At 57.6% G+C, this 15,576-nt stretch carries 14 protein-coding genes and 2 tRNA genes; 13 read left to right on the forward strand and 3 right to left on the reverse strand.

The features are described 5' to 3' along the window. Positions 1-153: 153 nt before the first annotated feature. From tyrS to QZR17_RS04990, 3 genes are all read right to left on the reverse strand, one after another. Positions 154-1,449 (reverse strand): tyrosine--tRNA ligase, encoded by a 1,296-nt coding sequence (tyrS, locus tag QZR17_RS04980; RefSeq protein WP_297128447.1) that lies wholly within the window; start codon positions 1,447-1,449, stop codon positions 154-156. Between the two features lie 62 nt (positions 1,450-1,511). Beyond that, complete coding sequence (locus QZR17_RS04985; protein WP_297128451.1) at positions 1,512-2,075, reverse strand: GNAT family N-acetyltransferase; 564 nt, start codon at positions 2,073-2,075, stop codon at positions 1,512-1,514. Then, positions 2,072-2,989, reverse strand: a complete 918-nt coding sequence (locus tag QZR17_RS04990; RefSeq protein ID WP_297128453.1) for a phosphatidylglycerol lysyltransferase domain-containing protein — start codon at positions 2,987-2,989, stop codon at positions 2,072-2,074. The genes QZR17_RS04985 and QZR17_RS04990 overlap by 4 nt, the downstream gene beginning before the upstream one ends. A gap of 446 nt (positions 2,990-3,435) precedes the next feature. On the opposite strand from QZR17_RS04990, the gene QZR17_RS04995 reads away from it, so the two are divergent. The 13 genes from QZR17_RS04995 (at position 3,436) to QZR17_RS05055 (ending at position 15,572) form a co-directional block, all read left to right on the forward strand. Beyond that, complete coding sequence (locus QZR17_RS04995) at positions 3,436-5,958, forward strand: glycoside hydrolase family 2 TIM barrel-domain containing protein (RefSeq protein ID WP_297128455.1); 2,523 nt, start codon at positions 3,436-3,438, stop codon at positions 5,956-5,958. Positions 5,959-6,043: 85 nt separating this feature from the next. Beyond that, a complete protein-coding gene (locus tag QZR17_RS05000) occupies positions 6,044-6,976 on the forward strand; it encodes a DUF5715 family protein (RefSeq protein WP_297128458.1) in 933 nt (310 codons plus the stop codon). A 63-nt stretch (positions 6,977-7,039) separates the two neighbouring features. Continuing rightward, on the forward strand, positions 7,040-7,564 hold the full coding sequence (locus QZR17_RS05005; RefSeq protein WP_296158886.1) for a hypothetical protein: 525 nt from the start codon (positions 7,040-7,042) through the stop codon (positions 7,562-7,564). Between the two features lie 135 nt (positions 7,565-7,699). After that, complete coding sequence (panC, locus tag QZR17_RS05010; RefSeq protein ID WP_297128462.1) at positions 7,700-8,557, forward strand: pantoate--beta-alanine ligase; 858 nt, start codon at positions 7,700-7,702, stop codon at positions 8,555-8,557. A 10-nt stretch (positions 8,558-8,567) separates the two neighbouring features. Then, the gene (locus QZR17_RS05015; RefSeq protein ID WP_297128465.1) at positions 8,568-10,040 is read left to right on the forward strand and encodes a family 10 glycosylhydrolase; all 1,473 of its coding nucleotides are present in this window, start codon (positions 8,568-8,570) and stop codon (positions 10,038-10,040) included. Positions 10,041-10,187: 147 nt separating this feature from the next. Continuing rightward, positions 10,188-10,457, forward strand: a complete 270-nt coding sequence (gene rpsO, locus QZR17_RS05020; RefSeq protein WP_070467351.1) for a 30S ribosomal protein S15 — start codon at positions 10,188-10,190, stop codon at positions 10,455-10,457. A 124-nt stretch (positions 10,458-10,581) separates the two neighbouring features. After that, positions 10,582-10,653 (forward strand) — tRNA-Glu (locus tag QZR17_RS05025). Positions 10,654-10,716: 63 nt separating this feature from the next. After that, entirely contained in the window at positions 10,717-10,989 is a 273-nt protein-coding gene (gene rpsT, locus QZR17_RS05030; RefSeq protein ID WP_070467353.1) for a 30S ribosomal protein S20, read from the forward strand. Positions 10,990-11,035: 46 nt separating this feature from the next. After that, positions 11,036-11,107, forward strand: a tRNA-Glu gene (locus QZR17_RS05035). Positions 11,108-11,455: 348 nt separating this feature from the next. Beyond that, positions 11,456-12,667 carry a DNA polymerase III subunit beta gene (dnaN, locus tag QZR17_RS05040; protein WP_296158802.1) on the forward strand — a complete coding sequence of 404 codons (1,212 nt, stop codon included), beginning with the start codon at positions 11,456-11,458 and terminating at the stop codon, positions 12,665-12,667. Then, positions 12,664-13,473, forward strand: coding sequence for a 3'-5' exonuclease (locus QZR17_RS05045; RefSeq protein WP_297128468.1), 810 nt, complete (start codon positions 12,664-12,666; stop codon positions 13,471-13,473). Before dnaN ends, QZR17_RS05045 begins: the two co-directional genes overlap by 4 nt. Further along, entirely contained in the window at positions 13,466-14,674 is a 1,209-nt protein-coding gene (gene coaBC, locus QZR17_RS05050; protein ID WP_297128470.1) for a bifunctional phosphopantothenoylcysteine decarboxylase/phosphopantothenate--cysteine ligase CoaBC, read from the forward strand. The genes QZR17_RS05045 and coaBC overlap by 8 nt, the downstream gene beginning before the upstream one ends. Positions 14,675-14,699: 25 nt before the next feature. Then, entirely contained in the window at positions 14,700-15,572 is an 873-nt protein-coding gene (locus QZR17_RS05055; RefSeq protein WP_297128472.1) for a DUF4835 family protein, read from the forward strand. Positions 15,573-15,576 lie beyond the last annotated feature (4 nt).

The raw sequence follows: 15,576 nt of genomic DNA on the forward strand, positions 1-15,576 counted from the left end.
GCTGAGCGCGGGGCAGTGGGTTCGTCGGCAAAGCAACTCAATGCCGACAGGGCGAAAAGAAGTAGCGAAAAAGCAACTCTCCTGTACATATTCATCTTACAAAAAAACTGTTTGGTAATCGTGACGAGCGTAAGCTCAGGTCTTAGTAGCTATTTAGACGGCGTGGACGAGGAAGTAATTCTTCTTGCCCTTCTGGATCAGCATATAGGAGCCCTCGACGAGGTCATCGGTGGTAGGCATGTACTGCGGGTCGCTGACCTTCTCCTTATTGATGCTGATACCACCGCTCTGGATCAGCTTGCGGAGCTCTCCATTGCTCTTGAAGAACCCACACTTGCTCACCAGCAGGTCAAGCAGTCCGGTCGTGCCATCAAGGTCGCTCTTGGAGACCTCCGCCATCGGCACGCCATCGAAGACCGAGAGGAACGTCTCCTCATCGATGCTGCTGAGCGTCTCCTTGGTGGCATTGCCAAAGAGGATTTCGCTCGCTCGCACCGCTGTGTCATAGTCCTCGCGAGAGTGGACCATCACGGTGATCTCCTCCGCCAGACGTCGCTGCAGGAGACGCTCATGGGGAGCCTTATCGTGCTCCATCTCCAGCGCCTCGATCTCCTCCTTAGTCAGGTCGGTGAAGATCCGGATGTACTTCTTGGCATCCTCGTCGGAGACGTTGAACCAGAACTGGTAGAACTTATACGGCGTGGTGTAGCGACGGTCGAGCCAGACGTTGCCGCTCTCCGACTTGCCAAACTTACCCCCGTCCGCCTTAGTGATCAGCGGGCAGGTGACTGCAAGGGCATCACTGACACCGAGGACGCGACGGATCAGCTCCACACCGGTGGTGATATTGCCCCACTGGTCGGAGCCACCGAGCTGGAGACGGACATTCTCCGTCTGATAGAGGTGCAGGTAGTCGTACCCCTGGAGGAGCTGGTAGGAGAATTCAGTAAAGGAGAGCCCCTCGATGGCATTTGCCTCGAGACGCTTCCTTACAGACTCCTTCGCCATCATATAATTGACCGTGATGTGCTTGCCGACATCGCGGATGAAGTCGAGGAAGCTGTAGTCCTTCATCCAGTCGTAGTTATTGACCAGCACCGCTGCATTCTCGGCATCGCTGTCAAAGTCAAGAAACCTCTCCAGCTGCTTCTTGATGCAGGCCTGATTGTGCCTCAGCGTCTCCTCATCGAGGAGGTTACGCTCCTTGGACTTACCCGAGGGGTCACCAATCATACCGGTAGCGCCACCGATGAGTGCGATGGGTCGGTGACCGGAGCGCTGCAGGTGTCGCAGCATCATGATGCCCACCAGGTGACCGATATGAAGTGAGTCTGCAGTAGGATCAATGCCTACGTAGCCGGAGACCATCCCCTTCTGGAGCGCCTCCTCTGTGCCGGGGATCATATCGTGGATCATCCCGCGCCACTCAAGCTCTTTGATAAAGTTCATAAGTCGTTATGTTCGTTCAATTTCTGCAAAGGTAGGCTTTTCGCACCAAAAAGAAAGGGCTCTCAGTCCAGTGGTGAAATCAAGCGGTAAGAGACTTCAGTATGACCAAAGGGCTTGATCATCTGGAAGGGCAACGGGTTATCAATGCAGGGCTCTCCATAGGCAGCGAGGAGATAGTCTGTCGCCCGCTTACCGGGTGTGATCGGCGTAGACTCGTCTGCAGCTCGTAGCAGACTAAACCCCCACCCCTTATAGAAGCCGACAAGCGAGGAGGTCGCCGGCACGAGGCAGGCACCTCGGTAGCCTCGCTCGATCAGCCTTGGCTCAAGTGTCTCTCGGTAGAGACGGGTCATCAGCCCCTCGCCCCGATGATCCTCCCGAGTGGTGAGGCTGTAGAGGTACGCCCAGCGTCCATCGGTGGGATCGACATAGTCCACCACCAGCGCCACTGCGACGAGAGATGCATCCTCCTCGCTTAGGAGGAAGGTGTGGTCCGGGTCGTAGAGATGGTCCATCGCCAGCTCATAGTAGGGCATCCCCTCCTCCCCAAAGGCATCGGAGAGAAGGTCGAGAATGGAGGCTCGGAGCGCATCATCGGAGGCGTCGTAGGGGCGCAGGCGGATCATAGGTTGAGGACCACGGTGTACTCCTCGAGGAGGATCTCTGGCTTGTAGGAGAGCTTAGCCTTCCGCAGACCCTCGAGCCCCATATCCTCCTCACGATTGATGTAGGTGTACTGCTCCGGGATCCGGCGGACAAACTCCCGATTGATCATCGTGAAAGCGCCATCGTAGGAGACGTCAGCTTTCTCGATATTGACGTCGAAGCAACGGCTGCTCTGAGGCATGCCGAGGGTAAAGGCGATCACCTTCCCCTCGACCCTCAGGAGCCCGCCCGTGAGACCGATCTCGCTCATATGCTCAAGGGCAAAGCGGATCATCCTCCGCTCGTCGGACATCCCCTCCGTGGTATCTGTCTCGCGGTACCACTCGTTCTCCACAGCCATGCACTCTTTCAGCGACTCCTCCGTGATCTCTTCGTAGATCCAGTCGGGATAGGTCCGCTCAAAGCGGTTACAGTGGTTGCGCTTGGACTGCAGCTTCTTGCCCGAGAGGGACGCCAGACTCTCCCGAAGGTAGATGTATTCGGAGAAGTCTCGATTATCAAGGGTGACCATCTGATCCGGATGGATCGCCTCCAGCGCCTGTACCCCCTCGGGTGTTGCCCCCATGATCGTCAGGTTTTTCTCATCCAGCCGTGCCTGGTCCTGCTCCATATCGAGCAGCACCTCGCGCAGGCGGGAGGCATCGGCACCGACAGGCATAAGGTAAGCGTGCCGCTTATTCTCCTCATTCCAGAAGCGGATCAAGAGAAATCCCTTATGGACCGCGATCTCGGTCCGGTAGATATGAGTCCAGCCGATGAGATTGGAGAAAGTATAGTCACAGGAAAAGTAGGGATTGACCTCGTAGAAGGACTCTAAGATCGGTCGATCCTCAAGGGTGACAGGGTGAAAGGGGATGGTATCAGTTGATGACATAAATGAGCTATTCTAATTTTTCAATCTCAACAAAGATACAAAAAAGGGTCCGACCGGTCCCTCCCCGGCAAGACCAATCCTAAAAAGGACCATCGTGCCAAAACCACCTGCGAGAACCTTAGTACTCCGACTCTGACGACAGATGGTCACAAAGAGGTGGATTTCAGTAGAAAACAAGCCGACATAGAGGACAAGTCAGACAGGTCACGAGTAAAGCCTCTATCTAATACCGATATTAGTGAAGACTAATACCGATATTAGACTCAACTATTACCGGTATTAGAGATGACTCATCAGGGAGAGGCTTTTCCCCTGCCCCTCCCTCGCCTCGGAAAGTCCACACCGGAAATAGTGCGCATTGCATATATTTAGTGTAGATTTGAGGAAACGTTGCTCCCGCAATAGAAATGGATACCCCGTACATCGTATAATCAGTACACCTATAGATGAATATCAGACGAACTCTACCCGCCCTACTCACGACCCTTATGTCTCTCAGTGCGACGGCGCAGTCTTTCCTCCAGAGCATAGCTGCCCCACGCGAAGCGCTCCGCCTGACAGACGGCTGGCGCTTCACGAGAGAGGATAGTCCAGACTTCGTCCGCCCCGACTACGACGACCGGAGCTGGCAGAGCGTCACGGTGCCACACGACTGGGCTATCTACGGACCATTTTCGCCCGAGAACGACCGCCAAAATGTCGCCATCACGCAGGACGGGCAGACGGAGGCTCTCGAGCATGCCGGTCGCACGGGAGGACTGCCCTTCGTCGGCGTGGGCTGGTACCGCTATGACTTTGACCTCTATCAGGATCCCGCCACGCTCGGAGACATCACCCTCTACATCGATGGGGCGATGAGCCACTCCGAGGTGTATGTCAATGGTCACCGCGCCGGAGGCTGGCCCTATGGGTACAGCTCGTACCACCTCGACATCACGCCCTATCTGGATGCCTCCAAGACAAGGCAGGTGATCGCCATCCGGCTCGACAACCCGACCGACTTCTCTCGCTGGTACCCGGGAGCGGGGCTCTACCGCAATGTGTACCTGATGGTGTCGCCCTCCAAGACCCGGATCGATGACTGGGGGACCTTCATCACCACTCCCTTTGTCTCCGAGGAGTACGCCCAGGTCAGGGTCCGCACCGAGCTGAAGGGCATCCCCACCGATAGCGACGCTCTGACGCTTCGCACCACCATTCTCTACAAGGGCGAGGCGATCGACAGCCGGGAGAACAGCGGAGCCGAGATCTTCGACAACGCCCTTGAACAAAACCTCCGCATCCCGCATCCCCACCTCTGGGACATCAAGCAGCCCAACCTCTACACCGCCAAGAGCGAGCTACTCTACAACGGCCACGTGATTGATGCCTACCGCACCACCTTCGGAGTGCGAACGATAGAGCTTCGTCCCGATGAGGGCTTTTTCCTCAATGGCAAGCCGGTGACCTTCAAGGGCGTCTGTCTCCACCACGACCTTGGTCCACTCGGAGCGGCGGTGAATAAGGTAGCCATCCGCAGACAGATCAAGCAGATGCAGGATATGGGTGTCAATGCGATCCGCACCTCACACAATATGCCCGCCCCGGAGCTGATCCAGCTGGCAGACGAGATGGGGATGCTGATCATGGCGGAGAGCTTCGACGAGTGGCGGATCCCTAAGGTGAAGAATGGGTACAGCACCCTCTTTGACGACTGGGCGGAGCGCGACCTCGTCAACCTCATCCGTCACTACAGAAACGCCCCCTCCATCGTGATGTGGTGCATCGGCAACGAGGTCTACGAGCAGGGCGCAGAGGGTGGCAATAAGGTCGCTCACTTCCTCCAGGAGATTGCTCACCGAGAGGACCCCACCCGCCCCGTCACCCAGGGGATGGACAATCCCAAGCCTGCCACAGCGAATAACTTTGCCGCCATTATGGATGTCGCAGGATTTAACTACCGCCCCTGGCACTACCCCGAGGCGTATGCCAAGCTCCCTCAGCGACTGATCCTCGGTACCGAGACCGCCTCCACGCTCTCGTCGAGGGGAGTCTACAAGTTCCCGGTCGAGCGTAAGTCGATGGCGATCTACCCCGATCATCAGGCGAGTAGCTACGACGTGGAGCACTGCGCCTGGAGCGAACTACCGGAGGACAACTTCATCCGGCACGATGACTTCCACTACAATATCGGTGAATTCATATGGACCGGTATCGACTACATCGGAGAGCCGACCCCGTACTACACCAATTGGCCCTCCCACACATCGCTCTTCGGAGCGGTGGACCTCGCCGGCATCCCTAAGGATCGCTTCTACCTCTACCGATCGCACTGGAATGCGGACAGCCCCACCATCCACATTTTGCCCCACTGGGACTGGCCTGATCGTGTGGGTGAGGTGACCCCGATCTTCGTCTACACCAGCTACCCCACGGCCGAGCTATTCATAAACGGCAAGAGCCAGGGACGGCGGACGAAGGACACCACCATCACGGTCGATAACAGCTCCGACAAGGATCTCTCGCGCCTACCTCGCTACCGCCTCATGTGGATGGACACGAAGTATGAGCCGGGCGAGGTGAGAGTCGTGGCGTACGACAAGGATGGCATGCCCCGGGAGGAGAAGCGTCTCTGCACCTCCGGCACGCCCTACACACTGCGGCTCACCCTCGAGGAGCCGGCAGAGGTCGTGCCGGCGGGGGATAGGGAGCACCTCGTCTACGTCCGTGTGTCCGTAGTCGACAAGCAGGGCAACCTCTGCGCTACCGCCACACCTGAGGTAACCTTTGAGGTCAGTGGTGCAGGGCGTTACGTTGCCAGCGCCAATGGCGATGCCACCTGCATTGTCCCCTTCCAGAGCAAGACGATGCCCGCCTTCAGCGGTCAGCTGACCACTATCGTCGCACCATCAGGCACGCTGGGGACCATCACCCTCACCGCATCAGCACCGGGACTCCACACCGCCACACTCACGATCCCAACGAAGTAAGCCACTGAGGGAGCGATGCCGATCGTGAGATTGAGCCCTATTGACCATGGTCCCTGCAGAGGAATTGGCTAAGTTTGCATCACGAATGGAAAAGGATCACAACTCATCACCCGATACCCCGCTCTCGGAGCGGGGTAAGACTCGTGCAGACCTCTGCTTGGAGGAGATCATCCGGAGTCGCTCCTCGAGTCCGCGGACTAAGGAGCGGACGGAGCGATCCGCAGGGACTGCCGTCCGCTCGACAGGCAAGAGAGGCAGAGCGTTTCTTGCCCGCCTCTGGAGCCGACTGAGAGCCTTTCTCCGTCCCTTATCCAGGCCGGTCGTTACCCACTACTACCTTCCCCTCCTTGCGATGACCCTCTTGGCGACACTGCTCATCAGCCTTACGCCGCCGAGGGAGTCCCACGCCACAGCTCCGGAGACCGGGTCCTACAGCATCGTCCCGGGAGAGCGTCCCTACCGCTACATGGGGAGCTTCAGGAGGGACTTCGATGACCTCAATCCCATACAACTTGAGGCCGCTCAGAGCCTCGGGATCACTCCTGCGAAGTGCCGTGAGGACCTCCTCCGGATCGACCGCCTCGTCCCACTCAAGGAGACACCGGGGCTTAAGCTGGACAGCCTGACTCACTCCGTGCCACTGATGGTGCCTGAGGCAGTGCGTCTGGCTCAGGAGATCGGGGCCGCCTTTCGGTACCAGCTGGAGGCGGATGGGCAGCCACTCTACCGACTGATCGTCACCAGCGTCACGAGGACAGAGGAGGATATGAGCGAGCTGAGACAGCGAAATGGGAATGCCTCACCCAACAGCACCCACTGCTACGGGACCACACTCGACATCTCCTGGCAGCGCTTTGACAAGATCGACCCTGAGGACCCGAGAACGATAGAGCCTGAGGAACTGAAGCACCTGCTGGCAAGGGTACTGAGAGCTTTCCACGAGGATGGACGCTGCTACATCAAGCACGAGCGCAAGCAAGCCTGCTTCCACATCACGATTAAGGAAAAGGAGATCTGACACCATTTGTGTACCTTTGACCCCAATCAAGGAAACGACTCACACAATATCAATTGTAGCATTATGATTTCACTGAAAAAAACTCTCGCTACCGCTCTCGTAGCTCTGGGACTATGCGTCGCCGGTCAGACGGAGGCCAAGGCTCAGAATGTCTTCGAGACCGGGACCAACATCGCCAGCGTAGGACTGGGGGCCAGCCTCCATACCAACGCTGCTGGTAAGCAGACAGGATCTATGACGATCAACCTCGCCGCCGATCACTGCCTCAATGGGCACATCTGGGACGACAACAGCGCCTTTACCCTCGGTGGTCAGGCGGTGATCAATATGTACAGCGGTGGCACGGACTACTTCCTCGGACCACGCGCCGGACTGCACTATCACTTCATCCCCGCACTGGACACCTACTGCTTTGTCGCCCTCGGCTTCAGAGGCGACCACAGCAACGAGAGCAAGGCATCGTCCTTTGGCTTCGGCTACAATACCGGTATCGGACTGCGCTATATGGTAGCTCCCAGCTGGGGCCTCTTCGTAGAGGCAGGATACGGGATGAGTGTCCTCAACATCGGTGCCTCCTTCTCTTTCTGATAAGGGAGTCAATCGTAGATTTTAGCATAAAAAGGTCAGGAGCATGTCCCGCCGGACTTCGCTCCTGACCTTTAGTAAGAAGATATTCTTCGCCAATCTCTCGCTACCTTTGCAGTGAGAGAAATAGGTAACGCTATGGAAGTAATCAACAGTCAGGAGCAGCTGAGGGAAGCTCTCAGCCGAGTACGGCAGGAGCATAAGGGAGAGACGATCGGTCTCGTCCCCACGATGGGCGGACTGCACGAGGGACACTTTAGCCTCATACGTCGCTGCGTCAGGGAGTGCGGCTGCACGGTAGTGAGTGTTTTCCTCAATCCGACCCAATTCAATAACCCCACCGACCTCGCCACCTACCCTCACGATATGGAGGAGGATCTGAGGGCTCTGGAGTCACTCGGGGTAGACTTCGCCTTTACCCCCACCCCCGAGGAGATGTACGCTGAGGGAGAGCAGGCGCCCGACCTACCCCTCGGACAGGTGGCAGAAGTGATGGAGGGTGCTTACCGCCCGGGACACTTCCGGGGAGTGGTCTGGATCGTAGGGAAGCTCTTCAGGCTCGTGCAGCCGGATAAGGCATACTTTGGCCTCAAGGACTTCCAGCAGATAGCGGTGATCAAGCGGATGATCGAGCTCTCAGACGATATGGACCCGGAGATCATCTCTTGCGACACCGTCCGCGAGCCGGACGGACTTGCTATGAGCAGCCGAAACAATAGGCTCTCTCCCGAGGAGCGACAGGCAGCACCGATGATCTACCGGGCACTGACCGAGGGAGTGAGGGCGCAGAGGGAGGGAAGCTCCGTCAGCGAGGTGCATGACCTCGTGGTCCGTCAGATCGAGGCATCGCCTCTGCTCCGAGTGGAGTACTTCAGCATCGTCGACCAGGACACGCTGGGAGAGATCAGCGACTGGAGCGAGACGGAGCATGCCGTCGGCGCCATCACTGTCTACGACGGAGAGGTGAGGCTGATCGACCATATAGACTTCTTCTGATCCGCCGCCCGTGAGACGACACCTCCTACTGATCCTCCTTAGTCTCCTCACCCTGCAAGGCACACTGGCAGGGGAGACGGATACCATTGCTCCTCGCTCCAAGTACGAGATGCGCGCCGTCTGGCTCTCCACCATTTGGGGGCTGGACTGGCCCCGCTCTTCGTCGGAGGAGGCGCAGAAGAGGGAGCTGGATGAGCAGCTGGATCTGCTGCGGGCGAATGGAATCAATACCATTTTCCTCCAAGTCCGAGGCCGGGGGGACGTGATCTACCCCTCGGCGATAGAGCCGATGCACCCGCGCTTCTATGGTAAGCGGTACGACCCGCTTGCCTATGCCGTGGAGGCGTGCCACAAGAGGGGGATGACGATCCACGCTTGGATCACCACACTACCACTGGAGGACCGGAGCTACAGACGAAGGCTCAGAGGGGTCACCCCCTTCTATGACAAGCACAAGGGGCACACCAAGCGGCATAGGGGAAAGGACTTCATGGACCCGGCAGACAGCCTCACAGGTATCCACCTCGCCTCTCTCGCTCGCGAAATAGCGGAGAGATACCCTGTGGAGGGGATCCAGCTCGACTACATCCGCTACCCCGACTTCCCCGCACGCTTTCCCGATGACCGGGATTACCGGCAGGCTCACACACTGCTCCCTAAGGCGGAGTGGCGGCGAAATAACATCACTGCCATCGTCAGGCGGATCCACGATGCTCTCCAGGAGACAGACAGCACCGTGCTACTCAGTGCAGCGACCATAGGAGCGTACGACCAGATCTCCGGAGTCTCCCACATCGGCTGGACGGCGAGGGGAGACGTCTATCAGGATCCTGTGGCGTGGGAGCGGGCGGGAGCCATTGATTTCATCGCCACCATGACTTACAGCCGGGGATCCACCTTCGGACCCATACTCAAGGACTGGAGGGACAAGCTCAGTATCCCGGTCGTCATCGGTCTCGGAGCCTTCCGCACACTACGAGAGGAGGGAGGCTGGCCCGCACAGCAGGTGATCGATCAGGTTGCCGAGGTGCAGAGCGACAGCCTTATCGCAGGAGTGGCACTCTTCCGAGCCCGGCAGCTCACCGAGCGAAGCCACGGGCTGAGGGATCAGCTGGTAGCGCAGTGCTTTCGTCAGCCGGTCCTCCCGCACGCTCCGATAGTAAGTGCCGACAGCACGCTGCTCTACCCACGAGACCTCACGATCACCACCCAGGGGGACAGCGCCAAGCTCACCTGGTGCGGTGCCAATCGCGACCACCCCTGCCTCTATGCGATCTACCTATCGACCGACTCCCTACCCGACACCACGACAGGTCGGGACCTCGTCGCAGTGACGACAGAGCAGTCGGCGACGATCACGCTACCGAGGAGTCAGGATGGAGAGCGCTTCGTCACCCTTGAGATCAGCTGCTACGACCTCCACACCGGCCTCGAAGCCTACATCCCCGGTGGGGCAGCTATCTACCAACGCAAGGAGGAGTAAAAAAACGCCCGTCACGCCAAAAGGCCAAAAGGGGAAGGCACTTGGAGCAACCAACTAAAAGTACTACCTTTGCAGTCGCAAATGTCACCCGGACGTACGGGGTGATTATGCGTCATTATTCACACTCATTTTCATTGTTACTAGATTATGTATCTGGATACAGCTAAGAAGAAGGAAATCTTCGGTGAGTATGGTACGTCAGACCAGGACACCGGCTCAGCAGAGAGCCAGATCGCTCTCTTTACGTACCGCATCTCTCACCTCACGGAGCACCTCAAGAAGCACCCGCAGGACTTCAATACCTCTCGCTCTATGAAGCTCCTCATCGGTAAGCGCCGCCACCTGCTCGACTATCTGATGCGCAACGACATTGATCGCTACCGCGCCATCATCGAGAAACTACACATCCGCAGATAATCATTGTCACCCAAGAGAGGGTGTCCGGGGTCAATAATCAACGAAAGTAAGGTCAAAACCCCACAAAGCTTGCAAGAAGTAAAAAACTTTCTTACCTTTGCAGAGCAATAGCACGAAAGTTTTTGGTCCGTTCGTCTAACGGTTAGGACGCAAGATTCTCATTCTTGAAATAAGGGTTCGATTCCCCTACGGACTACTATTCATCCCGACTTCTTGCAGGGACACACTCTCCTAAGGGTGCAGATAGAATAATCCAATCATGGCAAATCATAAGTCAGCACTTAAGAGAATCAGACAAGCCAGCGCTCGTCGCACGCGCAATCGCTACTATGGTAAGACGATGCGTAATGCAGTTCGCGACTTCCGTGCCCTCGACGATGCAGCCAAGGCAGAGGAGACTCTCCCGAAGGTCACATCACTGATCGATCGTATGGCCGGCAAGGGTCACATCCACAAGAATAAGGCTGCCAACCTGAAGCACTCCCTCGCAGAGAAGGTTAATAGCCTCAAGGGTCAGCAGGCTAACGCCTAAGAAGCCGAAGTCATCGCCCTCGAAACGATCTCGGCCCAAGCTATTTGGTCCGTTCGTCTATCGGTTAGGACGCAAGATTTTCATTCTTGAAAGATGAGTTCGACTCTCATACGGACTACATAGTATACGAGAGCTGTCAGTCACCTAGACTGACAGCTCTTTTTTTGCTCCACATCACCGGACTTCCGGAGACCGACTGAGCAAAATCCCGGACAGAAGAGAGCACGTGCGTGCCGCACAGCAAGCCCAGGGAAATGAGAGCCGTCGCCCGAGTGGCTCTCGCTGATCTCTAATACCGATATTAGTCGCGACTAATATCGGTATTAGAGATCACTATTATCGGTATTAGTTTGGCATCATCCTTGATCTCCTTTTTCCGAGATAACTTCGAGGAGACAATTGGTCATATCTGGGCAATTTGGTACTTTTACCCCTAAGTATAAACGATACTCTTATCCGATCACTTATGAAATTTACAGTAGGCAGTCAGCAGCTCAGCAGCAGACTATCGATCATCAGCCGCGTGATCCCCTCCTCCGGCAAGACCGGTGGCACGTCAGCCATCATCAACGACATACTCTTTGAGATCAAGGGAGGCATCATCCGTATGACCGGGACAGACGGCGAGACGCGCCTCACCCTGTCGCTCCGCACTCAGTCGCACGAGGGCGAGGACTACACCATCTGCATCCGACCGGAGCATCTCCTGCTCCCACTCAAGGAGCTTCCCGCTCAGGACCTCACCTTCGACATCGATACAGACAATCAGCACATCAACGTCCGGTACAATAACGGCCACTTCGACTTCGTCGGACAGGACGCCACGAATTACCCCGAGGTAGAGGCGCTGGACGATCAGTCGACTGTCCTGGATCTGCCCACGAGTGTATTCAGCAGGGGACTGACCTACACCGACTATGCGGTATCGGTGGAGGACACCCGGCCCCTCTTAGGCGGAGTGCACATTGACATCAATAAGGAGCAGATCGCATTCTCTGCCACCGACGGCTATATGATGGCGCTGTACAAAAATCGCTCTGTGCAGCTCACGGACGCTCTCGAGAGCAAGTCCTTCACGCTGCCGGGCAAGCCGGTATCGCTGATCAAGCTCCTCTTCACTCACCGAGGCAACGACTCCGCACCGGAGGCGGAGGGGACCGATAGTGAGACAGAGATCTCCTCGCCGACGCTTGAGGATACGATCCGGGTGACCGTGTATGTCAATTACGCCACCTTTGAGCGCGAGGATATGCGCCTCCAGTGTCGCCTGCTCGATGGCAAGTACCCAAATTGCGAGAGCGTCATCCCTCAGGACAATGACAAGAGCATCATCGCCGACCGATCGCAGCTGCTGGCTGCATTTAGGCGCGTCTCGATTTTTGCTAATGACGCCACCAAGCTGATCAATTTAGTCCTGACGCCCAATCAGCTGCAACTGGATGCAAAAGACCTCGGCTACTCGACCTCTGCACAAGAGACACTGCCGGTCAACTACAGCGGCACGGAGAAGTTTGAGATCGCCTTCAGCGCCATCCACCTGATCAAGATCCTCAATATACTCCCCGGAAATGAAGTGGAGCTTCTGCTTGGAGATCGCGCTCACGCCGCCATCATCACGCCACAGGAGCGGGATGAGGAGGAGACGATTATTGCCGTAGATATGCCTCTGCTGATATGAGCGAGCTTGATACCCTTCCGCAGCTTCGACTGGAGCGCCCGCTTGTATTTTTCGATCTCGAGACGACCGGGACGGACCCGGCGAGGGATCGGATCGTAGAGATCGCCCTCGTCAAGGTGATGCCTGACGGGAGCAAGGAGACCTTCTCCTCTCGTGTCAATCCTCAGTGCCACATACCTGAGTCGACGACGGCAGTCCACGGCATCAGTGATGCGGATGTGGCTGAGGCACCCACCTTTGCTGATATAGCGAAGCGTGTGGCCGGCTTCATCGAGGGGTGCGACCTTGCGGGATACAATTGCAACCGCTTCGATATGCCGATGCTGAGCGAGGAGTTTTATCGTGCTGATGTACCGGTCGACCTGCACAGCCGGAAGGTGGTCGACGTGCAGGTGATCTACCACAAGCGCGAGGCGAGGACGCTCTCCGCGGCCCATGAGTTTTACTGCGGATGCACCTTTGACGGAGCACACGGAGCGCTGGCTGACACCGAGGCGACCTACAATGTCCTGCGCGGTCAGCTTGCCAAGTACGATGACCTCCCCAATGATGTCGATCGTCTGGACGAGTACACCACGCAGCGCCGTGTGGTGGACTTCGCCGGGCGATTCATCTACAACGATAAGGACGAGGTGGTATTTAACTTCGGAAAGTACAAGGGACAACGGGTCTCCGATGTACTCACCAGAGAGCCCGGCTACTTCGGCTGGATGATGAATGGCGACTTCCCAGGGGACACGAAGTTTCAGCTCCAGAAGATCAAGAAAGCCATCGACCTGAATAGCGAAAAGCCCGACCATGCCTAACCTAAGCGGTAAGCACATTGTCCTCGGGGTCACCGGGAGCATCGCAGCCTACAAGGCTGCTCCACTGATCCGACTCCTCGTCAAGGCAGGCGCTGAGGTGCAGGTGGTGATGACGGCAGCGGCGAGGGAATTCATCACCCCGCTCACCCTCTCCACCCTCTCCGGTCGACCGGTGCTGTGCGACTTCTTTGACCACAGCGACGGCACGTGGCACAGCCATGTGGAGCTGGGGCTCTGGGCAGACCTCTTCATAGTCGCCCCGGCCACCGCCTCCACGATGGCCAAGATGGCGTATGGCATAGCTGACAATCTCCTCGTCACCTGCTACCTCGCCACACGAGGACGGGTCTACATCGCTCCGGCAATGGACCTCGATATGTACCGCCACCCATCGACCATCGCCTCCGCTGACCGCCTCAGAGAGATGGGGGCGACGATACTCGAGGCGGAGGAGGGAGAGCTGGCGAGCCACCTCATAGGCAAGGGTCGACTGCCCGAGCCGGAGGAGATCGTCCGCAGGATAGAGGAGGACATGGCCGAGGCAACGATACTTGCCGGGAAGCGGCTACTGATCACCTCGGGACCAACGTACGAGCGGATTGATCCAGTCCGCTTCATCGGCAATTACTCCTCCGGACGTATGGGCAAGGCACTCGCCGAGCAGGCGATCCGGATGGGTGCAGAGGTCACCCTGGTGACCGGGCCCGCCCAGGTCCTCCCGACTCCCCACGAGAGACTGCGGGTGATCCGGGTCGAGAGTGCGGATGAGATGCTGGAGGCCTGCCGCTCAGTGACCTCGTACCAGATAGCCATCTTCTGTGCTGCCGTGGCAGACTACAAGGTGGCTCATCCCGAGGAGCAGAAGGTAAAGAGGGAGAGTCGACCCTCGATGACGATCGAGCTGGTCTCCAATCCCGACATCGCCGCACTTATGGGCAAGGAAAAGGACAAGGAGCAGATACACATAGGCTTTGCCTTGGAGACCCACCTTGATCTCGAGCAGGTGAAGGACAAGATGGAGCGGAAGAATTTTGACCTCATCGCCGCCAATACCCTTGAGGACGAGGGAGCAGGATTTGGCACCGACACCAATCGAGTGACACTACTCAGTAGGGACGGCTCTATCGAGCGCTCTCTGCCACTGATGGAGAAGGAGCAGGTAGCACTCGAGATCCTCCACACCCTTCCACAGCTCAGCTAATCGGAGCCACTACCCACTTCTCCTTATGCAGATCTTCGCGCGCCCTATTGCCCTCCTCGCCACACTCCTGCTGAGCGCGGTGGTGGTGCCGCTCTCGGCTCAGCAGTTGGTCACCTCACACGTAGAGGTCGACGCCTCTGCGCTGGGATCTACAGCCGCCAAGGACGCTGAGGGACTGAGTGAGCGGGTACGGCGATTTGCCGACGGCTTCAGCCCCGACGTTCGGCTCAGCATGACCCCCAAGGAGCCTGTCTCGGTATCAATCTACATTCGGCTCACTGCCGGGTCGGGACAGCACTTCACGGGAGACCTCACGCTCACCGCCTACAGACCGATCTACGGGAGTGAGCGGCAGAGTCCGCTCTTCGTGGTGATGGAGCGCGAGATACCCATCTCCACAAGCGAGGCGGGGACCTACTTTCCCCTACCCGGTTCGATCCCGGAGAGCATCCTCGGGCGTCGACTCTACTACTACCTGACGATGTCGATGCTGCTCTACTATGACTCCTTTGACACCCTCGGCGGTCAGCCTTTCCTCGATCATCTGCAGCAGAGGTCAGAGCAGCTCGGTGACGTCTGGCGGGAGAGTGGCGACCTCCGCTCGGCTCCCCTCAGCCCGGATCGGCTACTCCCCGAGCTGCGCACCGGTGAGGGCACTCGCGGGCGAGAGCTCTACTGCCTGTACCACAGAGAGGTGCTGGATGAGCCGATGGAGTCGAGGAGCAGAGAGAGCCTGACCTACTGGCTCAAGGAGATGAATAAGCTCCGTCTCTCGATGCAGGCGCCCCGCCTGATCCAGATGATCAGCGAGACTAAGTCGGGAGAGCTGCAGCAGTGGAGCAAAGACCCAGAGGTGAGGAGTCTATTAGAGGAGCTTATCCCCTGGGTCAGAGAATAGAAGG

The sequence above is a fragment of the uncultured Porphyromonas sp. genome (assembly GCF_900541275.1).
Taxonomy (GTDB): Bacteria; Bacteroidota; Bacteroidia; order Bacteroidales; family Porphyromonadaceae; genus Porphyromonas_A.